This window comes from uncultured Parasphingorhabdus sp. (assembly GCF_963975555.1).
In the GTDB taxonomy this organism is placed as follows: Bacteria; Pseudomonadota; Alphaproteobacteria; order Sphingomonadales; family Sphingomonadaceae; genus Parasphingorhabdus.
The window spans coordinates 450,622-470,389 of record NZ_CAXBHH010000002.1; the positions used below are offsets into that span (position 1 = coordinate 450,622).

Genomic DNA, 19,768 nt, shown 5'->3' on the forward strand with positions numbered 1-19,768 from the left:
CGTAAACGCATCAATAGAGGAAAAGATGCAAGGAGAAATGTGCCTTTCAGCCGTTCGCAGGGCTAAAAATCCATTTTTTAGTGACATCCAGCCAACGGCGACATAGTGTTGAGGCCTAAATGTAAAATCTAAATCCGGGGGGATGAATTATGGCGAAATTTTTTGGAAATCTGAATGCAGTGATGGTGGTGGGGCTGATAGCTGCTCTCGCACTGATGTTCGGCATGCACGGCGACATGGTTACCGGCAATACAATCGGCCGCTGGCTGCACCTGTTCTTCGGTGTGTTGTGGATCGGACTGCTTTATTATCTGAACTTTGTTCAGGTGCCGCTGATGCCGACTATCCCTGACGAACTGAAACCCGCCGTCGGCAAACATATCGCACCGAAAGTATTATTCTATTTCCGCTGGGCTGCTTTGCTCACTGTGGTCACCGGCCTCTATGTTGCCTGGGCTAGCGGCTGGGTCCATCAGGCGATGACCCTGCAAGCGCCATTTCAGATGATCGGTGTCGGCATGTGGATCGCCATCGTCATGGCCGCCAATGTCTGGTTCATCATCTGGCCCAAGCAGAAGAGGGTTCTCGGCATTGTCGAAGCCACAGCGGACGAGAAAGCGGCAGCCGGGAAAATCGCGCTGATAGCATCGCGGACCAATGTCCTGCTTTCGCTGCCGATGTTCTACGCGATGGTAAACGCCAACGCCGGATAAAAATGGAAGATTTGGAAGCATGAAAAGAGGGCTTGGCGGCCCTCTTTTTTATGTCCCGAGCAGATCGTGCCGCTTCAGCGAATGGCGAAGCTGGTCATAGGTCAGATTGAGCGCCTTGGCGGTCTGCCGCTGGTTGTAACGGGATTTCGCCAGCGCGGTCTCCAATATCCTTTTTTCAAAGGCTTCGACCGCTGCCTTCATATCATCGACATCGTGGAAGGCCGGCTCTGTTGCAGCGGGCGGGCTCTGCGCAGGCTGATCTTCCACAGCCGCGAGTGCCTCCGGCTCTGCTTCGGCTTTCGCAGCCGTCTCTCTGGGTTTCCAGGGCGAAGCGAAGGGATCGAACACGATGTGATCGACCGGTATCGAATGATCATTCCATTGATAGACGGCACGCTCGACCACATTGCGCAATTCACGAACATTGCCCGGCCACTCGTGCCGGTTCAGCGCCTCCGACGCGAGACGTCCGAAGCCGGGCCATGATGGCCATTCCAGTTCGGCCGCCATGCGACGGCCAAAATAGTCAACGAGCACCGGAATATCCCCTTCCCGCACGCGGAGCGGCGGCAAAGTAACCACTTCGAAGGAGAGACGGTCGAGCAAATCCGCGCGAAAGCTCTTTTCCTGCGCCATTTTCGGAAGATCGGCGTTGGTCGCCGCGACGATGCGAACATCCACCCTTTGCGGCCGGGAAGCCCCGATTCTGGTAATTTCGCCATATTCAACCGCGCGCAACAGACGTTCCTGCGCCCCGGTCGACAGGGTTCCCAATTCGTCGAGGAATAATGTGCCGCCGTCGGCTTCCTCGAAACGCCCTGCCCGCGCCTTGGTCGCGCCGGTGAAGGCACCGGCTTCGTGACCGAATAATTCCGCCTCGATCAGGGTTTCCGGCATCGCCGCGCAGTTCAGGGTGATGAATGGCCCGTCCCAGCGCAAACTCAGCCGGTGCAACCGTTCCGCGATCAGCTCCTTGCCGGTGCCGCGTTCACCGACTACAAGCACCGGACGGTCCAATGGCGCCGCCCGGCTGGCTTTTTCCACCGCATCAAGAAAAGCGCCCGATTCCCCGACAAATTGATTTTCGCGTTTCATGGCCAATATATAGTGCAAAATCCCACTAAATAGCAATTAATACCATGTTCATCTGATCGAAAAAATCATTATTCTATTGTTATTCAATTACTTAGTGGACTTGGCACGGCTTCTGCAACGTAGGTTTCAGATACGAAACAAACCAACTTCTGGAGCAAATCATGTCAGCACTGAACAAAATGAGCCGCACCGATGCTTCCGCGATCATCTCGGTCCTGCTTTTTGGCGCAACGATTTTGATCAGCGCCGTCGGACCTGCACAGGCCGAAGGCAAGGCAACCAGCAGCCAAATCTCTTCCCCCTCTGTCAGCTTGATTAACCTAGGTTATCGGGCATGACAGACAAAATGGCCGGGACCACTTCTTTCCCCCTTGCCGAAGTCAAGTCCCGGCCACCTTTTGAAATTCAACAAGATGATGTAGAACGGAACTGGAGCGAAGGCTCGAACAAGTTCGAACATAATCACAGACGTAACCGGAGTATGTACATGGCTGGTATTTTTTCAAGAACGCGTGACATCATTGCCGCCAACGTGACGGACATGCTGGACAAGGCGCAGGACCCGTCGAAGATGATCCGCATGATCATTCTGGAGATGGAAGAAACCCTCGTTGAAGTCCGCGCCTCTGCCGCCCGCACAATCGCCGATCAGAAAGAAATGCGCCGGCATATCGACAAGCTCGATCATCTGACCGAAGACTGGGGCGAAAAGGCCCAGCTCGCCCTTTCCAAGGATCGCGAAGATCTCGCCAAAGCGGCGCTGGTTGAAAAACGCAAGGCCGCCGACATGGCCGATCAACTGAAAGCCGAGATCCAGGTGCTCGATGATTCACTCCGCGCATCGGAGGGTGACATCGCGAAATTGCAGAAGAAATTGCAGGAAGCCCGCTCGCGCCAGAGCAGCCTGGTCAATCGCCTCGAAAGCGCTGAAAACCGGGTCAAGCTGCGCGAGATGTATAATGGCGAGAAGGTCCATGATGCATTCTCCCGCTTCGAATATCTCGAACGTCAGGTCGACTTTGCCGAAGGCCGTGCCGACTCGCTGGGCATGGGCGGAGAACCGCAGAGCCTGGAAAACCAGATCGCGGCGCTGGAATCCAGCGACCAGGTTGATGAAGAACTGGAAGCCATGAAGGCGGCCATGAAAAAAGGTGACGCATAATGCAGGAAGAACTCATCATCATTCCCATCGTTATGGGTACTTTGTTCATCGGGCTGCCATGGCTGATTTTCCACTATGTCACCAAATGGAAGACAGCAGCGACCATCACCAATGAAGACGAGAATCTGCTCGAGGAATTGCACCATATGGCGCGCCGGCTGGATGACCGGATGGAAACCATCGAGCGGATCATGGCGGCGGACAACCCCGACTGGCGGCAATCCGCACTGCCGCGGGCTTCCTCTGCTCCGGCACCCACGCTCGACAATTTCGACGAGCTTCTGAAAAAAGAAAGGCACCCCTCATGAGCTCCTCCCGCACCAAATTCTATCTCGACAAACAGCGCGCAAAATGGAGCGGTGTCTGTGCCGGGATAGCCGATTATACCGGGATCAACGTAGCCTGGGTACGGCTGGCAGCGATCATAGCAACGGTTACTTTTGCCTTTCCCTGGACGCTGATCGCTTACTGGATTGCGGCGAAAATTTCCGAGCCCAAACCGAGCGGCATGTATCTCAGCGACCCGGAAGATACCAAATTCTGGCAGGGCGTGCGCCAGTCACCCCGCCGCACAACCCGCGATATCAAATCACGGTTCCGGGAGATCGACCGCAAGCTGGCCGACATGGAACTTTACTACACAAGCAAGAATACGACGCTGTCTAACGAAATAGAAAATCTGCGCTAGGCGGCCGAACAGGGAGAATGGATATGGATTGGGGAAGCCCGCAATTTGTGATCGCGATTATCGCCATCAGTTACGGAGCGTGGATCGTCAATAACTGGATCCGAGCCAAACATGGCTACGAACTGGAAGACGAATGGGGCGGAAAGTCTGGCAAATCAGCCAAGACCAGCCCGGACGAGCATCGCAAGATCGAATTGCTGTCCAATGAAAATGCAGAATTGGTCGGTAAAATCGACCGGCTTCAGGAACGGCTTCAAGTGCTGGAACGGATCGCCACCGATCCCGCCAAACGCACTGCCGACGAAATTGAAGCATTACGGGAGAAGAACTGATGGACCCGGAGAAAATCGCCATGATCACAGAGCTTGCCCCGATAATAGTAGCTGTCGCCGGCATTGCAGTTGGCGGCTGGGTCCTGACAACCTGGATGCGGATCAAGAACGGCTATCCGCTGGAAAACCAGTGGGGCAAGTCGGTCTATCCCAAGACAGATCGCGAAGCGGTCGAGCGGGTCAAACTGCTGACCAACGAGAATGCCGAACTGCGAGCCGAACTGGGTTCGGTCAAAGACCGGCTCGCCAATGTCGAGCGGATTGTCACCGATGACAGCCACCGGCTGACGCAGGAAATCGAACAATTGCGCGACAAGCGCGCGAACTAGAGCCATCAGACCAATCAGGGAGCCGACGAAATGGACTTTCCAATACTTATCCCCATCCTCGGCATCTCATGCGGAATGCTCGCGATTATCGGCGGCGTTTTCGTAAAACCCTGGATAAAATACAAACAGGAACAGCTTAAGGTTCAAACGCAGATGACAGCGGAAAAGGCAGCGCAATATGCTGCCCATACCGAATTACTGGAACAGCGCGTTCGTGTGCTTGAGCGCATCGTGACCGACAAGGGCATGGATATTTCCCAACAGATTGAGAATCTGCGGGATCCCGGCGAGACAAAGGAGCTGAACTGATGAGTGATTTAGTCTGGGCATTGATACCTTTGGCGCCTTTCATGCTGGGTGGCCTCGTGATCTGGACACGGCACCAAAGCAAAATGGCAGAAAAATACGGCCATCTTCCGGGGGCTGCCGATCCCGACGCCGAACGGATGCGCGAGGAGATGAAATATCTCAAAGATCGCGTGGCGGTGCTCGAACAGATCACAACCGACGGTCACAGCAGCAAGCAGCTGAAAAACGAGATTGAACAATTGCGCGACCGTTAATCCGGTTCGGCGCAGGGCGGAGGGAATATTGAAATGAATCCATTTGAAATGGTTGTGGCCATCATTGTTGTCATCACAATCGGGAAAGTACTGAGCACCCGCTACCGGGCGCAACACGGCATTGCCGAAGATAAAAATGGCAATGCGTTGATAGCCAGCGATCCCGATGCCGGGCGGCTGAAGGAAGAGGTGAAATATTTGAAGGAGCGCGTCGCCGTGCTCGAGAAAATAGCCACCGATGACCGCGGTGCCCGCGAGCTGGAACAAGAGATTGAAAAATTGCGCGACCGCTAATCCGGTCCGGAAAGTAGAAGGACGAGCATGATGCAAGAACCTGCTTTTTACATGATTACCGCAGCCTTTTCACTGATTGGCCTGACGGTGGTTGCTCTCGTGACCCTGCGCGGATGGCGCGACTGGATCGCGCTTAAATCCCGCGAACTGGAGCAGCGACGCGAAGATAATCCGCCGACCGCAACATCGCGGATCGAGGTTGCCGATCTGAAAGAACGTATCCGTAAACTGGAAGCAATCGCCGCTGGCGTGGAGCTGTAACGGGACCCCGTACGCCCTGAGCCTGTCGAAGGGTCGGCATCGCGCGCAAGTGCGTACTTCGACAAGCTCAGCACGAGCGGACCTTTTTAAACAGATGACCTTTCAACACAGCCCTGCTAACCGCCCTCCCCATGAGCAAAATTGACGACCTGATCGAAGAATATGAATTTCTCGAACCCGATGATCGCTACCGGTTGCTGATCGATCTCGGCAAAGAGCTTGATCCGATGCCGGATGCCCTCAAAACCGATGCGACGCTGGTGCGGGGATGTTCGGCTTCGGTCTGGGTCTATCCGACGCAACTGGATGACGGGCGGCTGCATTTTCTGGCCGACAGCAATGCCGCCATCACCAAGGGCATTATCGCGCTGGTGCTGGAAACGGTGCAGGATCAGGCAGCGGGCGATATTACCAAGACCGATATCGCCGCCGTGCTCGAACCCTTTGATCTTAAGAATCAGCTCAGTTCAAACCGGACCCAGGGTATTCCCAATATGATAGCGCTGATCCAGCAAACGGCGTCGCGGCTGCAAAAAGCCTAAACCGGCTTCCAGACGCGCCGCTCTTCGGCAATCCGCAAGACATCAAAAGCCGCCTGTGCCGTCTGGAATTTCTTGGCAGCGTCTGCGTCGCCCGGATTGACGTCGGGATGATATTCCTTGGCCATCGATCGCCAGGCCTTTTTCACCGCTTCAAACTCGACATCGGGCGTCAGGTCGAAAATTTCCAGCGCCGTCATTTCATCGCGCGAACGGCTGCCGTCGCCGGAACCCATCCAGCTATAATGGGCGGATTCCTGATAGGCATTGGCATCGCGCTGCTCGTCGGCTTCGCGCTTCTTGCGCTCTTCCTTGTCGAGTCCCTCGAAATAGTCCCATCCACGATTATATTCGCCCGCATGGGTCTGGCAGAAATACCAGCGTTCGGGACTGTTGGGAGATTTCGGTGCAGGACAGTTGCCCGCTTCATCGCAGCCGTGCCGGTCACAAATCTTGACCTGCTGCGTTTCGCGGGAGCTTTCATAGCTTCCCCAGCGGGGGAAACCCCAATTATCGGATCGTTTTGCTTTTGGCATAGTCTCTATTCTAACAGAGGAACCGAGCGAGTTCTACCGCTAAGATAATACCAGAGGGTCTGTAAGCCGGGTTCTGTCCATCCGCCGAAACGGAATAGCCAGCCATTCATCTAGGCCATGCATTGCTGCATGGCTCCAGCAACCAACCCGGGCAGCAAGCCGAAAAAGCCATATGCCGCCCCTATTTGGTTTTGCTCCAGGTGGGGTTTACCATGCCAGGCCTGTTGCCAGTCCCGCGGTGCGCTCTTACCGCACCCTTTCAATGTCACGTGACCGAAGTCGTCGCGACCTGCTTTCTGTTGCACTTTCCCTAGGGTTGCCCCCGCCGGACGTTATCCGGCACCTATTAATCGTGGAGCCCGGACTTTCCTTCCACCTTCGCTAAAGCTTCGGCGGACGGCTGGCCGACCCTCTGGTTCGCCCTATTTAGAGATTCCGCGCTCTCTGTCCAACATTAAAGACAAAAGCAGCGAGCGGCATTCGCCGTCGATCACACCGTCGATATTTTTCGGCCGGAAACGCCGTTGAAAAGCGACGACTGCGGCGGACTGGTCGGAAATATCATAGCCGAAACGCTCCAGCGCCAGCATGAAACCGCCATCGGTCCACGGTGGATCGTTCAGTTTCGCCACCGGTTTTTTCAGCGCAATGCCGTGACGCGCCAAGCGCTCCCAGTCGAACAACTCGCCCGGGTCCTGTTTGCGCGCGGGCGCGAGATCACTGTGGCCAATGACATTGGATGGCAGGATATTATGGCGCTTGACGATCGCATGCGCCAGCCTGGTCACCGCATCCATCTGCTCTTCCGGGAACGGCACATAGCCCCATTCATGACCGGGATTGACGATTTCAATGCCGATACTGGCGCTGTTTACATCGGTGATACCGCGCCAGAAACCCCGCCCTGCGTGCCATGCCCGCTTTTCTTCATCGACCATCTGGACGATCTGCCCGTCCTCGGTCACGACATAATGGGCAGAGACTTTGGCCTCGGGATTGGCTAGCCTGCTGATCGCCGATGCAGCGTCCTTCATACCGGTATAATGCATGACGAGGATGCTGACCGGCAACTGCCGGTCGTCAAAATTGGGAGACGGCGTCCATATCAGTTCCATGAAAGACCTCCCCTTGTGACCTCAAGCGGTGACGATAGCACCCAAAAGCAATTCTGTCGCCGATGGTGGCGAAATCCTCAGATCCCCGCCATTTTTCATGGCAAGCTCGCGTGTCATCCAGGCAGCGGCGGTGCGGGCGCTGAGATCAATCGGGTCGATCGTGCCGTCGAGCGCGGTCCGGATACCGCTATCCAGCGCGATTTTAATCCCTTCTGCCCGCACGACAACTTCGATTCCCAGTTCGCCCTGTTCCGCGCCGACGTCGAGAGTACCGCCTCTGACCAGCGATTCCTTGGCAATGAGCGCCAGGTTGAGAAGAATCTTGATCGCCTTTTTCGGCAATGCCTCGCCTTGCAGCGCCCAACCGAGCGTGATCTTGCCCGAATCACCGATCAGCGATTCGATCAGGCCCCGCGCCTCTGCCGGGTCGACATTGTCGCCAAAGCCGCCGGCAGCACCAAATGCGAGCCGGAAATATTTCAATTTGTCCGCTGACACTCTGGCACTGTCCGCCAGCAGATCCATACAGCGGTCCCGCATGACCGGATCGGTTTCGTCTTCCAGCAACTCGAGCCCGTTGTTGATCGCTCCCACGGGACTTAACAGGTCATGACATATTTTCGAACAAAGCAGAGATGCCAGATCAACTTCACTATTCGACATATAAACGCGCCCTTAACTATGATTTCATTCCGCGGCTGTTTGGCCGTTTGCACCCGAGCAATCAAGCATGATCGCGTCAAAACGGCCATAAATTTCGCCATTATCCGCCGTGCGCCATGCTGCCGCATCGCGCCCGTTCAAAATCAGCCATAGCCGACCGTCCGGCGCGGCGCTTTCGGCATCTGTCCTGGAAGGTTCGACGGTTCCCGCGGGATGCGAATGATAATAGCCCAGAATCGGGTCACCACCGTCCCTGCTGGCTCGTTCCGCAGCAATCAAAGTTGCCGGATCAATTTCGAAATGGCGGACCGGATCGGCTGCGACATTGCGCGCGATACGATAGCTATTCACCCTGCCATCGCGCCCCAGAAGAATTCCGCAGATTTCTTGCGGTGCATTGTCAAGGACCAACTGTTGGATTTCTGCCAATATGGCGCTTGATATAAAGACCTGCATGGCCCACATCTACGCGATGAACGAGGGGCAATCCACAATATCCGGAACATTACCGGATTCTCCAAAAAAACAGCGTCTCGATGCGGCTTTGACAGAGGTCGTAGAGGGGCTTTCGCGCGAGCGGGTAAAATCGCTGATCTCGAGCGGACATCTTCTGCTTGACGGCGCGACCTTCACCGATCCTTCGGCCAAGAAAATCGGCAACAAGCCATTCGAGCTCACCATCCCCGAACCGATTGCCGGCCCGGCCCTGGCGCAGGACATTCCGCTCGATGTGATCTTCGAAGACACGCATCTGATCGTCATCAACAAACCGGCAGGACTGGTCGTCCATCCGGCAGCCGGCCATCCCGACGGGACTTTGGTCAACGCCCTTCTGCACCATTGTCGGGGGCAATTGGCGGGCATTGGCGGTGTCACCAGACCCGGGATTGTCCACCGGATCGACAAGGATACGTCGGGATTGATGGTAGCCGCCAAGACCGATGCCGCGCACAAGGGCCTGAGCGCCCTGTTCGCCGAACATGACATCGAACGGCGCTATATGGCGATCGTCAACGGCAGACCCAATCCGGCGTCGGCGACGGTCGAGGGCGCCATCGGCCGCAGCAATGTCAATCGCAAGAAAATGGCGGTTGTCGGCGATGACCGGGGCAAGTCGGCGATGACCCATTATACGGTCAAGGAAATGCTCGACGGAGCCGCTTTGGTGGAATGCACGCTGGAAACAGGCCGCACCCATCAGGTCCGGGTCCATATGACCCATATCGGCCACAGCCTGATCGGGGACCCGCTTTACGGCACTCGTCGAAAATCAATGCTTTCCCGTCGGAAAGATATTCAATTTGGACGCCAGGCCCTCCATGCTGCTAGTCTTGGATTTGTTCACCCCATAACGGAGGAGAAATTGATGTTTTCTATCGATTTTCCCGAAGATATGCAGGAACTATTCATGAAGTTGCGGATATAGGTAATACACCTTATATCACCATCTGACCAAAGGGTGCTTGATGAGGCCCGGCGGCACAACAGAAGAAGGAACGAAAATGGCTAATGGTAGCAATGTTCCGGCAAAAATCCCTGCCTTAGGGGGGGACGCGAGCCTGAACCGGTATCTCTCGGAAGTTCGGAAATTTCCGTTATTGACCCCAGAACAAGAATATATGCTGGCGAAACGCTATTCTGAACATAAGGATCAGGAAGCAGCAGCCCAGCTGGTTACGTCGCATCTGCGACTCGTCGCCAAGATCGCGATGGGCTTTCGCGGCTATGGCCTGCCTGTTTCGGATCTGATCTCCGAAGGCAATGTCGGCCTGATGCAAGGCGTGAAGAAATTTGAACCGGAACGCGGTTTCCGCCTCGCGACCTACGCGATGTGGTGGATTCGCGCATCTATCCAGGAATATGTACTGCGCAGCTGGAGCCTCGTTAAAATGGGGACGACCGCCGCACAGAAGAAGCTTTTCTTCAACCTGCGCCGGATGAAGAATAATCTCGACGCCTTCGAAGATGGCGATCTGTCACCCGAAGACGTGCAGAAAATCTCTACCGACCTCGGCGTTGCCGAGCATGAAGTGGTCAATATGAACCGCCGCATGTCGATGGGCGGAGACGCATCCCTGAACGTCTCGCTGTCTTCGGACGATGGCGATGGTGGCCAGTGGCAGGACATTTTGGAAGACGACGGCCCGTTGCACGATGAATCCATCGCTGCGGCTCAGGAAGCCGATGTCCGGCATGACATGCTGACAGAAGCAATGGGTTCGCTAAACGAGCGTGAGCAGCATATTCTCGCTGAACGCCGCCTGTCGGAAGATCCCAAGACGCTTGAGGACCTGAGCAAGGTCTATGAAGTCAGCCGCGAGCGCATAAGACAGATCGAAGTCCGCGCGTTCGAGAAACTGCAAAAAGCGATGCTTCGCATTGCCGGAGAAAAGCAGCTTCTTACAACGAGTTGATTTTCAAAGTTCATCGCAGAACGAAATAGTGAAGCGCCCCGAAACAGGATTTGTTTTCGGGGCGTTTTCCATTTAGATTGCCAAAATGCGGGCAATCAAATTTCTCTTCAAATTTTTCATCTATTTCATCCTGATCACGGTCGCGTGGGTCGGGCTTTATGCGATCGTGCCACCGCCGATCACCGCCACGATGATCATGGACGAAAATAGCGTCACCAAGGACTGGACGAGCTTCAGCGACATTTCCCCGAACATGGTGCGCGCGGTGATAGCTGCCGAGGATGGGAAATTTTGCAGCCATGACGGATTTGATACCGAAGCCATTCAACAGGCGATCAAACGCAATGCCCAGGGCGGTCGAATTCGCGGTGGCTCGACGATTTCCCAGCAAGTCGCGAAAAATGCGTTCCTCTGGCAGGGTGGCGGTTTTTTCCGCAAGGGGCTGGAAGCCTATTTCACCTTCCTGATCGAGACGATCTGGAGCAAACAGCGGATCATGGAAGTCTATCTCAATATCGCCGAGACCGGCATCGGAACCTATGGCGTGCAGGCCGGTGCGCAGCGCTATTTCAACAAGGATGCGAAAGACCTGACCAAGATCGAGGCGGCACGCATCGCGGCGGCCCTGCCCTTGCCCAAGAAGCGCGCAGTCAACGGTGCCAGCGGCTTTACCCGGCGCTATGGCAATACCATCGCCGCCCGGATCAATGTCGTCCGGAACGAGAAGCTGGACAGCTGTATCTACAAATGATTTTGCAGCCGCGTGTATGAGAATAGGGCAATGTCGCTCAGCAACGCCACTCCGCTCAAAAAGCAATGGCCGCATCGCAAGTGCGACACGGCCATAGCTCTATGAATAGAATGGTTCGAGCGTAACGGCGAAACGGCCTAAGCGGCGTCTTCCTTCTTCGCCTTGCTACTCTTGGCGATCACCTTCACCGGCTCTTTGGTGCCAGCGACGACATCCTTGTCGATCACGATTTCGTCCACGCCTTCAAAGTCAGGCAGGTCGAACATGGTATCGAGCAGAATATTCTCGACGATGGAACGCAGCCCGCGTGCACCGGTTTTCCGTTCGATCGCCTTGTTGGCGACCGCAACCAGCGCGTCATCTGTGAAGGTCAAACCGACATCTTCCAGTTCGAACAATTTGCGATATTGTTTCACCAGCGCGTTTTTCGGTTCCTGAAGAATCGTTACCAGAGCATCGACGTCGAGATCTTCGAGCGTCGCGATTACCGGCAAGCGGCCGACAAATTCAGGGATCAAGCCGAATTTCAACAAATCCTCGGGCTCGCCCTGGGCCAGAAGTTCACCAACCCGGCGTTCTTCCGGAGCCGCCACATGGGCGCCAAAACCGATTGACTTGCCTTCCAGACGGTCACCGATGATCTTTTCCAGACCAGCAAATGCACCGCCGCAGATGAACAGGATATTCGTGGTATCGACCTGCAGGAATTCCTGCTGAGGATGCTTGCGACCGCCCTGTGGTGGAACGCTGGCAGTCGTGCCTTCCATAAGCTTCAACAAAGCCTGCTGGACGCCTTCACCGGAAACATCGCGGGTGATCGACGGATTTTCCGCTTTGCGGCTGATCTTGTCGATTTCATCGATATAGACGATGCCGCGCTGGGCTTTCTCGACATTATAGTCGGACGCCTGGAGCAGCTTGAGAATGATATTCTCGACATCTTCACCGACATAGCCGGCTTCGGTCAGGGTTGTCGCATCGGCCATGGTGAAAGGCACATCAAATGTCTTCGCCAGCGTCTGCGCCAACAGAGTCTTGCCGCAACCGGTCGGACCGACCAGCAGTATGTTCGATTTTGCCAGTTCGATATCGCCGGATTTCGCAGCGTGATTAAGTCGTTTGTAGTGATTGTGAACTGCAACCGAAAGCACGCGTTTCGCGCGTTTCTGGCCGATGACATAGTCGTTCAGTACATCGCAGATTTCCTGCGGTGTCGGAACTTCGCCATCCTTGCGGCCGGTGACGGTGCCCTTGGTTTCCTCCCGGATGATGTCATTGCACAGCTCGACACATTCATCGCAGATGAAGACCGTAGGTCCCGCAATCAGCTTGCGGACTTCATGCTGGGATTTGCCGCAGAAGGAGCAATATAAAGTGCTCTTCGAATCAGATCCCGTCAATTTCGTCATAAAAAGTCCTCTAAAGCGGATAGTCTTGTAATCTAACCGTCAAATTCCAAAATGCCACCGCTTTTTTCACGGTTTTCCTAGCGCAAAGCCAAGTCTATCAAATAGTGCTTAAATTTCATTTAGGCGGTCGCTAACCGCTTATTTAGCATCTTCTGTAGGTACTGGACGCTTGTTGTAAACTTCGTCCACGATGCCGAATGCCTTGGCTTCGTCGGCTTCCAGGAAAGTATCGCGGTCCATCGCCTTTTCAATCTCTTCCACCGGTTTACCGGTATATTTGGCATAAAGATTGTTCATACTAGCACGGATACGCAGGATTTCCTTGGCCTGAATCTCGATATCGGACGCCATGCCCTGGGCGCCGCCGGATGGCTGATGCAACATGATCCGTGCGTTGGTTGTCGCCATCCGCATTCCCGGCTCACCGGCTGCAAGCAGGAAACTGCCCATCGAAGCCGCCTGCCCTACGCAAACCGTGCCGACCCGCGGACGGATATATTGCATGGTATCGTGGATCGCCATGCCAGCGGTGACTACGCCGCCCGGCGAGTTGATATAAAGATAGATATCCTTCTTTGGGTTTTCCGACTCCAGAAAGAGCAGCTGCGCCGTGATGATCGATGCCATCCCGTCCTCAACCGGACCGGTGACGAAAACGATGCGTTCACGCAGCAGCCGGGAAAAAATATCGAAACTGCGCTCGCCCCGGTTGGACTGTTCGACAACCATAGGGATTAGAGCGTCTGTAATCGGATCATGCATCTTGTAAATCGTCCTGTTTTTGGCTTCGGCACTACATCGGGATTATAGCGGAATTGTTCAAGGGGTTTAACGATGTTCGCTACTAATGATTGCAATCCGGAAAAAACACCCCCCCCGAGACGACGATCATTGCGCACCATGTACGCTATCCCTACATGTTCTCCAAGGCAACGCTGATCGTTCCGTGATCGGCGCTTCTCGAAATTAATTAGCGGAGTCCAGAATGATAACCAATAACAGCCCAATATTTCCCTCATTCAATGATGAGGACAATGACGACGAGAACAAGTCTGGCGGCCTGCCGGGCGCCATGATGACAAAATTTCTGGAAGCCCGTACCATCATGATTTTCGGCGGTATCGACCAGAAACTGGCTGAACGTGTAGCCACGCAGCTCCTGTATCTCGACCACGTCAATCACGACCCCATTCGTATTTTTCTGAATTCTCCAGGCGGCCATGTCGAATCGGGCGACACGATCCACGATCTTGTCCGCTATATCAGTTCACCAGTCGCCATGATCGGAACTGGCTGGGTAGCCAGCGCAGGCACCCACATCTTCCTCGGCGTCCCCAAGGAGCGGCGTTTCTGCCTGCCCAACACAAGATTTCTGATTCACCAACCATCCGGTGGCGCCGGTGGCAAGGCATCTGATATCGCGATTCAGGCGCAGGAAATCGTGAAGATGCGCGAACGACTGGCACTGATTATCGCGGAAGAAACCGGGCAGGATGTCGAGCGGGTCCGCAAGGATATCGACCGCGATTACTGGATGAGCACGGAAGAAGCCAAGAAATATGGCATTCTCGGTACGGTTATCAACAAGGCGAGCGAAGTCACGATCTGATGCCGGGTAAAGCCGCAACTCGCGGATTGAAACTGGCAAAGACCAGCGCATAAAAAAAGCCGGACAGGTTCGCCCTGCCCGGCTTTTTTTACATTCAAACCAAATCCATTATTTCTTGGCAGGTGCCTTTTTCGCAGCTGGCTTCTTAGCCGCTGGCTTTTTGGCAGGCGCCTTGTCGGCATCAGCTCTGGCCGGAGCCTTCTTTGCTGCGGCTTTCTTGGCCGGTGCTTTTTCTGCTTCTTCCTTGGCCGGAGCCTTTTCAGCGACAGGTTTCTTGTCAGCAGCAGGCTTTTTCGCAGCGGCTTTCTTGGCTGGCGCTTTTTTCTTGGCAGCTGGCTTGGTTTCAGCGTCGTCTTCTGCTTCGATCGCGGCTTCTAGTTCGTCGCGCGTGACCTTGCGGTCGGTTACTTCTGCCTTGTCAAACAGGAAGTCGACGACCTTGTCTTCGTACATTGGTGCGCGAAGCTGGGCTGCTGCCATCTGGTCCTGCTGGATATACTGGACGAACCGGTCACGGTCTTCCGGACGATATTGCTGGGCCGCCTGCTGGATCAGCATGCCCATTTCCTGCTGGCTGACTTCGACGCCATTGTTCTGGCCGATTTCCGACAGTAGCAATCCGAGACGGACGCGACGGACCGCGATTTCGCGATATTCGTCTTTCTCGTCTTCCATTTCCTTGCGGGCCGCTTCAGGATCTTCTTCCTGAGCCGCTTCCTGCTCGAGCTGTTGCCAGATCTGGCTGAACTCGGCTTCGACCATGCTCGGTGGCACTTCGAAATCATGGCTGGCGGCGAGCTGGTCGAGCAGCTTCCGCTTCATATGGGTACGGGTCAGGCCGTTGAGCTCCTGCTCGATCTGCCCCTTGAGCAGTTCGGTCAGCTGGTCAATGCCTTCGAGCCCCATGGACTTGGCCATTTCGTCGTCAGCCTTGGCGACCTTAGGCTTCTGCACTTCGCCGATGACAACATCGAACGTCGCGTCTTTGCCCTTCAGGTCTTCAACATTATAATCGGCCGGGAAGGTTACCTTGACGAGCACTTCGTCATTGGCCTTCTTGCCGATCAGCTGGTCTTCGAAGCCCGGGATCAAACGGCCGGAGCCCAGTTCGATCGCCATGCCTTCGCCCTTGCCGCCGTCAAACGGGACGCCGTCGACCTTGCCTTCAAAATCGATCAGACATTGATCGCCAACTTGGGCTTTGTAGGATTTCGCTGCGGTTTCGAACTGCTTCTGGCTCTCTGCAAATTTCTGCAGGGCTTCATCAACGGTTTTCTTGTCCGCTTCAACCTGGAGACGTTCGAGCTTCAGACCTTCGACATCCGGTGTCGGAACTTCAGGCAGAATTTCGAGATCGATTTTGACGTTCGCGTCCTTGCCGGGCTCATAGCCTTCTTCAAGATCGACGTTCGGCTGCATTGCCGGACGGAGCTTGTTGTCCGTCATCGTTTTCTCGATGCTTTCCTGGATCGAGCTGGTCAGCGCGTCCTGCATCAAGGCATCATTATGCATCTTGCGGACGAGATTCGCAGGAACCTTGCCTTTGCGGAAACCGGGCATATTCACCTGCGGCGCCATTTTCTGCACCTCGGCTACAACGCGCGATTCGATATCTTTCGCGGTAATCTTGATTTCATAGGCCCGTTTCAGACCTTCGTTCAGCGTTTCAACAATCTGCATGACTATCCTTTGGTGCCTTCATATTCGGTGTTATTCGAAAGACTTTGCAACTAACTTGGTGCGGGCGAAGGGACTCGAACCCCCACACCCTAAGATACCAGAACCTAAATCTGGCGCGTCTACCAATTCCGCCACGCCCGCCCAGTTACGTCGTCAAACTCTATCGAAGTACGATTGACCCGCGCGCCTAGCCCAAAGGCACGTTGAGGGCAAGTGTGGTTTACGAACGAATCAACCCAGTGCCTTCTTGAGAAGTTCATTCACCACCTGCGGATTGGCCTTGCCCTGCATTGCTTTCATCGTCTGGCCGACGAAGAAACCGAACAACTTGTCCTTGCCGTCGCGATATTGGGCGACCTTGTCTTCGTTGGCGGCCATCACGTCCGCGATAACTTTTTCGATCGCACCGGTATCGGATTCCTGCTTGAGGCCCTGTTCCTCGACGATTTTCGTGGCGCCCTCGCCGGTCTCGAGCATGATCTCGAACACCTGCTTGGCGATTTTGCCGGAAATCGTGTCGTCGGCAACCAGGCTGAGCAATTCAGCGGCCTGCGCGGGAGAGACGGGACTATTCTCGATATCGAGCCCCATGCGGTTGAGCGCACCGAATAGTTCCGATGTAACCCAATTAGCGGCGCTACTGGCAATTTCTTCCGGCTTGTCGGTAGTTTCGAGCAGTTCCTCGAACCACAAAGCCGTTTCATGCTCTGCCGTCAGGACCGCTGCATTATAGGCGCTCAGACCGAGCACACTCTTGTAGCGCGCGCGTTTCTCATCCGGCAATTCCGGCAGGCTTGCCTTGCAGTCGAAGATGAAATCATCTTCCAGTTCCAGCGGCAGCAGATCGGGATCGGGGAAATAGCGGTAATCATGCGCATCTTCTTTCGAGCGCATCGACCGGGTTTCGTTCTTGTCGGGATCAAACAGCCGAGTTTCCTGGACCACGGTGCCGCCGTCCTCGATCAGATCGACCTGACGCTGGGCTTCATATTCAATCACCGCCTGGATGAAGCGCATCGAGTTGACATTCTTGGTCTCGGTCCTTGTGCCGAGTTCGCCACCGGGCTTGCGCACGCTGACATTGACGTCGGCGCGCATCGAGCCCTGTTCCATATTGCCGTCGCATGACCCGACATAGCGCAGGATCGAGCGAAGCTTGCGGACATAGGCCGCGGCTTCCTTGGGCGATGTCATATCCGGCTTGGAAACGATTTCCATCAAGGCAACGCCGCAGCGGTTGAGATCGACATAGGACATGGTCGGATGCTGGTCGTGCATCAGCTTGCCTGCATCCTGTTCGATATGGATACGCTCGACACCGATCGCCTTGCCATGGGCATCGGGATCTTTTTCATCGAGCGAAATCTGGATCACGCCCTCACCCACGATCGGATGGTAAAGCTGGGAAATCTGGTATCCCTGCGGCAGATCGGCGTAGAAATAATTCTTGCGGTCGAAGCGCGAATATTTGTTGATCTGCGCATTGATCGCGAGACCGGTACGCACCGCCTGACGGACACATTCGCCATTCAGCGTCGGCAACATGCCGGGCATCGCCGCGTCGACCAGACTGACCTGCGTATTGGGTTCTGCGCCAAATTCGGTGGAAGCCCCGGAAAAGAGCTTCGATTTGGAGGTTATCTGGGCGTGGACCTCGAGGCCGATTACGACCTCCCATTCGCCGGTTCCGCCCTGGATACGATATGTTGATTCAGTCATTTCTACCACCACTGCTCCGGTTTCGCGACAAAGCCGGCGCGTTCTTCCAGCGCCAGACCCGCGTTAAACACGCTCTGTTCGTCCAATGCCTTGCCAATGATCTGCAGACCGAGGGGCAATCCCTTGCCATCGATCCCGGCGGGCACTGACATGGCGGGCAGACCGGCCAGCGAGCTGGGCACTGTGAACACGTCGTTCAGATACATCGCCAGCGGATCGTCGCTTTTCTCGCCCAGACCAAAGGCCGCGCTTGGTGCGGTCGGGGTCAGCAGCAGATCACAGCTGTTCCAGGCCTTGTCGAAATCCTGCGAGATCAGGGTCCGGACTTTCTGCGCCTGGGTATAATAAGCGTCATAATAGCCAGCGCTCAGCACGTAAGTCCCGATCATGATCCGGCGCTTCACTTCCGGGCCGAACCCGGCTTCGCGGGTCGCGGCATACATGTCCTGCAGCCCTGCCCCGTCCGGCAGATCGCGCAGACCGTAACGCACGCCATCATAGCGGGAGAGGTTGGACGATGCTTCGGCAGGAGCGATGATATAATAGGCGGGCAACGCATATTTGGTGTGCGGCAGCGAGACATCGACGATGGTCGCGCCGGCGTCCTTGAGCATTTCAATGCCCTTCTGCCAAAGTGCATCGATTTCGGCGGGCATGTTTTCAACGCGATATTCCTTGGGGATACCGATTTTCTTGCCCGCGAGATTGCTGCTGAGCGCCGCTTCCCAGTCGGGAACGGCCAGATCAAGCGAGGTCGAATCCTTGGCATCGAAGCCGGCCATCGATCCGAGCATGATCGCGCAATCACGGACATCATGGGCCATCGGGCCTGCCTGATCGAGCGAACTGGCAAAAGCTATCGTGCCCCAGCGCGAGCAGCGGCCGTAGGTCGGCTTGAAACCGGTAATTCCGGTGAAGGCCGCTGGCTGGCGAATCGATCCGCCGGTGTCGGTGCCGGTTGCTGCAGGCGCGATGCGTCCGGCAACCACGGTAGCGCTGCCGCCCGACGAGCCGCCGGGAGTCAGATCGCTATTGCCGCCGTCATTGCGCCGCCATGGCGAGATGACATTGCCGAATGCGCTGGTCTCGTTGGACGAGCCCATCGCGAACTGGTCCATGTTGAGCTTGCCGAGCATACCGGCGCCAGCCTTGAACAGATTGGCCGAAACGGTCGATTCATATTGCGGAACAAAACCTTCGAGAATGAGGCTGGCCGCAGTGGTCGCCACGCCTTCGGTGCAGAACAGGTCCTTCATGCCGATCGGCACACCGGCCATCTTGCCCAGTTCCTCGCCGGCCGCCTTGGCCTTGTCGGTTGCTTCTGCCGCCGCCAGTGCATGTTCCGGCGTTTCGACCAGAAATGCATTCAACGGCTTGGCTGCACTGACCCGCGCGATGAAAGTCTCTGCGACTTCCTTCGCGGTGAAATCGCCATCCGCAATGCCGCTGCGGATATCTGCGATACCCATTTCAAATATTGCGGTCATTATTCAATCACCTTGGGAACTGCAAAAAAGCCATGTTCGGCAATTGGCGCGTTGGCCAATATCTTGTCGCTGATCTTGCCGTCGGTGACGACATCCTCGCGCAGCCGCAACTTGTTCGGGATGACCGCCGTCATCGGCTCCACCTTCGAACAATCCACTTCGCCCAGTTGCTCGACCCAACCCAATATCTGGTTTAGCTCGGGCACGAAGGCATCCGCTTCGGCTTCGGTAATCGCGATCCTAGAGAGGCTGGCGATCTTTTTGACGGTTTCCTTATCGATTGACATGACTCATTCTTTTTCAGTTCATCTTTTTTCGGGTAATGCGGATATAAATTGTGTACCGAGCGCCGCTAGCACTGGCGCGAAGCCGCTTCAAGCGGATTGAAGCAGTCGCATATTGGTTGGAG

The 19,768-nt window shown here is 55.5% G+C and carries 27 protein-coding genes, 1 tRNA gene and 1 other RNA gene; 16 read left to right on the forward strand and 13 right to left on the reverse strand.

The annotated features are described in order from the left end of the window. Window positions 1-149: 149 nt before the first annotated feature. Window positions 150-713 (forward strand): urate hydroxylase PuuD, encoded by a 564-nt coding sequence (locus tag AAC060_RS07500; protein WP_339824476.1) that lies wholly within the window; start codon window positions 150-152, stop codon window positions 711-713. 48 nt (window positions 714-761) lie between these two features. Here AAC060_RS07500 and pspF read toward each other — a convergent pair whose 3' ends face one another. Next, window positions 762-1,808, reverse strand: a complete 1,047-nt coding sequence (gene pspF / locus AAC060_RS07505; RefSeq protein ID WP_339824477.1) for a phage shock protein operon transcriptional activator — start codon at window positions 1,806-1,808, stop codon at window positions 762-764. A 161-nt stretch (window positions 1,809-1,969) separates the two neighbouring features. On the opposite strand from pspF, the gene AAC060_RS07510 reads away from it, so the two are divergent. The 11 genes from AAC060_RS07510 to AAC060_RS07560 all read left to right on the forward strand — a co-directional run bounded on the left by AAC060_RS07510 (window position 1,970) and on the right by AAC060_RS07560 (window position 5,979). Then, window positions 1,970-2,146 carry a hypothetical protein gene (locus tag AAC060_RS07510; RefSeq protein ID WP_339824478.1) on the forward strand — a complete coding sequence of 59 codons (177 nt, stop codon included), beginning with the start codon at window positions 1,970-1,972 and terminating at the stop codon, window positions 2,144-2,146. Between the two features lie 149 nt (window positions 2,147-2,295). Then, entirely contained in the window at window positions 2,296-2,970 is a 675-nt protein-coding gene (gene pspA, locus AAC060_RS07515; RefSeq protein WP_339824479.1) for a phage shock protein PspA, read from the forward strand. Next, window positions 2,970-3,278 carry an envelope stress response membrane protein PspB gene (gene pspB, locus AAC060_RS07520; protein ID WP_339824480.1) on the forward strand — a complete coding sequence of 103 codons (309 nt, stop codon included), beginning with the start codon at window positions 2,970-2,972 and terminating at the stop codon, window positions 3,276-3,278. Before pspA ends, pspB begins: the two co-directional genes overlap by 1 nt. Beyond that, complete coding sequence (pspC, locus tag AAC060_RS07525) at window positions 3,275-3,658, forward strand: envelope stress response membrane protein PspC (protein WP_339824481.1); 384 nt, start codon at window positions 3,275-3,277, stop codon at window positions 3,656-3,658. The genes pspB and pspC overlap by 4 nt, the downstream gene beginning before the upstream one ends. 23 nt (window positions 3,659-3,681) lie before the next feature. Next, on the forward strand, window positions 3,682-3,990 hold the full coding sequence (locus AAC060_RS07530) for a hypothetical protein (RefSeq protein ID WP_339824482.1): 309 nt from the start codon (window positions 3,682-3,684) through the stop codon (window positions 3,988-3,990). After that, window positions 3,990-4,319: a hypothetical protein gene (locus AAC060_RS07535; RefSeq protein WP_339824483.1), complete on the forward strand. Its 330-nt coding sequence runs from the start codon at window positions 3,990-3,992 to the stop codon at window positions 4,317-4,319. Before AAC060_RS07530 ends, AAC060_RS07535 begins: the two co-directional genes overlap by 1 nt. Before the next feature lie 30 nt (window positions 4,320-4,349). Next, entirely contained in the window at window positions 4,350-4,628 is a 279-nt protein-coding gene (locus AAC060_RS07540) for a hypothetical protein (RefSeq protein WP_339824484.1), read from the forward strand. Then, complete coding sequence (locus AAC060_RS07545; protein ID WP_339824486.1) at window positions 4,628-4,882, forward strand: hypothetical protein; 255 nt, start codon at window positions 4,628-4,630, stop codon at window positions 4,880-4,882. The genes AAC060_RS07540 and AAC060_RS07545 overlap by 1 nt, the downstream gene beginning before the upstream one ends. Before the next feature lie 33 nt (window positions 4,883-4,915). Beyond that, window positions 4,916-5,176 (forward strand): hypothetical protein, encoded by a 261-nt coding sequence (locus AAC060_RS07550; protein ID WP_339824488.1) that lies wholly within the window; start codon window positions 4,916-4,918, stop codon window positions 5,174-5,176. 30 nt (window positions 5,177-5,206) lie between these two features. Continuing rightward, window positions 5,207-5,437 (forward strand): hypothetical protein, encoded by a 231-nt coding sequence (locus AAC060_RS07555; RefSeq protein WP_339690792.1) that lies wholly within the window; start codon window positions 5,207-5,209, stop codon window positions 5,435-5,437. Window positions 5,438-5,568: 131 nt separating this feature from the next. Continuing rightward, entirely contained in the window at window positions 5,569-5,979 is a 411-nt protein-coding gene (locus tag AAC060_RS07560) for a SufE family protein (RefSeq protein WP_339824490.1), read from the forward strand. Here AAC060_RS07560 and AAC060_RS07565 read toward each other — a convergent pair. The 5 genes from AAC060_RS07565 to AAC060_RS07585 all read right to left on the reverse strand — a co-directional run bounded on the left by AAC060_RS07565 (window position 5,976) and on the right by AAC060_RS07585 (window position 8,719). Next, on the reverse strand, window positions 5,976-6,512 hold the full coding sequence (locus AAC060_RS07565) for a J domain-containing protein (protein WP_339824493.1): 537 nt from the start codon (window positions 6,510-6,512) through the stop codon (window positions 5,976-5,978). The two genes, AAC060_RS07560 and AAC060_RS07565, sit on opposite strands and share 4 nt — an antisense overlap. 46 nt (window positions 6,513-6,558) lie before the next feature. Continuing rightward, window positions 6,559-6,928, reverse strand: an RNA gene (rnpB, locus tag AAC060_RS07570) — RNase P RNA component class A. A gap of 6 nt (window positions 6,929-6,934) precedes the next feature. Further along, on the reverse strand, window positions 6,935-7,627 hold the full coding sequence (locus AAC060_RS07575; protein WP_339824496.1) for an N-acetylmuramoyl-L-alanine amidase: 693 nt from the start codon (window positions 7,625-7,627) through the stop codon (window positions 6,935-6,937). Window positions 7,628-7,648: 21 nt separating this feature from the next. Then, complete coding sequence (locus tag AAC060_RS07580; protein WP_339824498.1) at window positions 7,649-8,290, reverse strand: histidine phosphotransferase family protein; 642 nt, start codon at window positions 8,288-8,290, stop codon at window positions 7,649-7,651. Window positions 8,291-8,314: 24 nt separating this feature from the next. After that, window positions 8,315-8,719, reverse strand: coding sequence for a M67 family metallopeptidase (locus AAC060_RS07585; protein WP_339824501.1), 405 nt, complete (start codon window positions 8,717-8,719; stop codon window positions 8,315-8,317). Between the two features lie 43 nt (window positions 8,720-8,762). Here AAC060_RS07585 and AAC060_RS07590 point away from each other — a divergent pair, with 43 nt between their 5' ends. From AAC060_RS07590 to mtgA, 3 genes are all read left to right on the forward strand, one after another. Further along, entirely contained in the window at window positions 8,763-9,716 is a 954-nt protein-coding gene (locus tag AAC060_RS07590) for an RluA family pseudouridine synthase (protein WP_339824741.1), read from the forward strand. A 76-nt stretch (window positions 9,717-9,792) separates the two neighbouring features. Next, window positions 9,793-10,704, forward strand: coding sequence for an RNA polymerase sigma factor RpoH (gene rpoH, locus AAC060_RS07595; RefSeq protein WP_339824503.1), 912 nt, complete (start codon window positions 9,793-9,795; stop codon window positions 10,702-10,704). A gap of 85 nt (window positions 10,705-10,789) precedes the next feature. Then, window positions 10,790-11,455: a monofunctional biosynthetic peptidoglycan transglycosylase gene (gene mtgA / locus AAC060_RS07600; RefSeq protein WP_339824505.1), complete on the forward strand. Its 666-nt coding sequence runs from the start codon at window positions 10,790-10,792 to the stop codon at window positions 11,453-11,455. A 137-nt stretch (window positions 11,456-11,592) separates the two neighbouring features. On the opposite strand, the gene clpX is transcribed toward mtgA, so the two are convergent. Then, window positions 11,593-12,864 (reverse strand): ATP-dependent Clp protease ATP-binding subunit ClpX, encoded by a 1,272-nt coding sequence (gene clpX, locus AAC060_RS07605; RefSeq protein WP_335647292.1) that lies wholly within the window; start codon window positions 12,862-12,864, stop codon window positions 11,593-11,595. Window positions 12,865-13,002: 138 nt separating this feature from the next. Continuing rightward, window positions 13,003-13,626, reverse strand: a complete 624-nt coding sequence (locus tag AAC060_RS07610; protein ID WP_339824513.1) for an ATP-dependent Clp protease proteolytic subunit — start codon at window positions 13,624-13,626, stop codon at window positions 13,003-13,005. A 223-nt stretch (window positions 13,627-13,849) separates the two neighbouring features. Between AAC060_RS07610 and AAC060_RS07615 the strand changes: the two genes are divergently transcribed. Beyond that, the gene (locus AAC060_RS07615) at window positions 13,850-14,473 is read left to right on the forward strand and encodes an ATP-dependent Clp protease proteolytic subunit (protein WP_339824515.1); all 624 of its coding nucleotides are present in this window, start codon (window positions 13,850-13,852) and stop codon (window positions 14,471-14,473) included. 108 nt (window positions 14,474-14,581) lie between these two features. On the opposite strand, the gene tig is transcribed toward AAC060_RS07615, so the two are convergent. From tig to gatC, 5 genes are all read right to left on the reverse strand, one after another. Further along, window positions 14,582-16,153: a trigger factor gene (tig, locus tag AAC060_RS07620; RefSeq protein WP_339824518.1), complete on the reverse strand. Its 1,572-nt coding sequence runs from the start codon at window positions 16,151-16,153 to the stop codon at window positions 14,582-14,584. Between the two features lie 56 nt (window positions 16,154-16,209). Continuing rightward, window positions 16,210-16,294: transfer RNA gene (locus AAC060_RS07625), tRNA-Leu, on the reverse strand. A gap of 90 nt (window positions 16,295-16,384) precedes the next feature. Continuing rightward, on the reverse strand, window positions 16,385-17,872 hold the full coding sequence (gene gatB, locus AAC060_RS07630; RefSeq protein ID WP_339824521.1) for an Asp-tRNA(Asn)/Glu-tRNA(Gln) amidotransferase subunit GatB: 1,488 nt from the start codon (window positions 17,870-17,872) through the stop codon (window positions 16,385-16,387). A 2-nt stretch (window positions 17,873-17,874) separates the two neighbouring features. Next, window positions 17,875-19,359, reverse strand: coding sequence for an Asp-tRNA(Asn)/Glu-tRNA(Gln) amidotransferase subunit GatA (gene gatA, locus AAC060_RS07635; RefSeq protein ID WP_339824523.1), 1,485 nt, complete (start codon window positions 19,357-19,359; stop codon window positions 17,875-17,877). Next, a complete protein-coding gene (gene gatC / locus AAC060_RS07640; protein ID WP_335653951.1) occupies window positions 19,359-19,646 on the reverse strand; it encodes an Asp-tRNA(Asn)/Glu-tRNA(Gln) amidotransferase subunit GatC in 288 nt (95 codons plus the stop codon). The genes gatA and gatC overlap by 1 nt, the downstream gene beginning before the upstream one ends. Window positions 19,647-19,768: the final 122 nt, after the last annotated feature.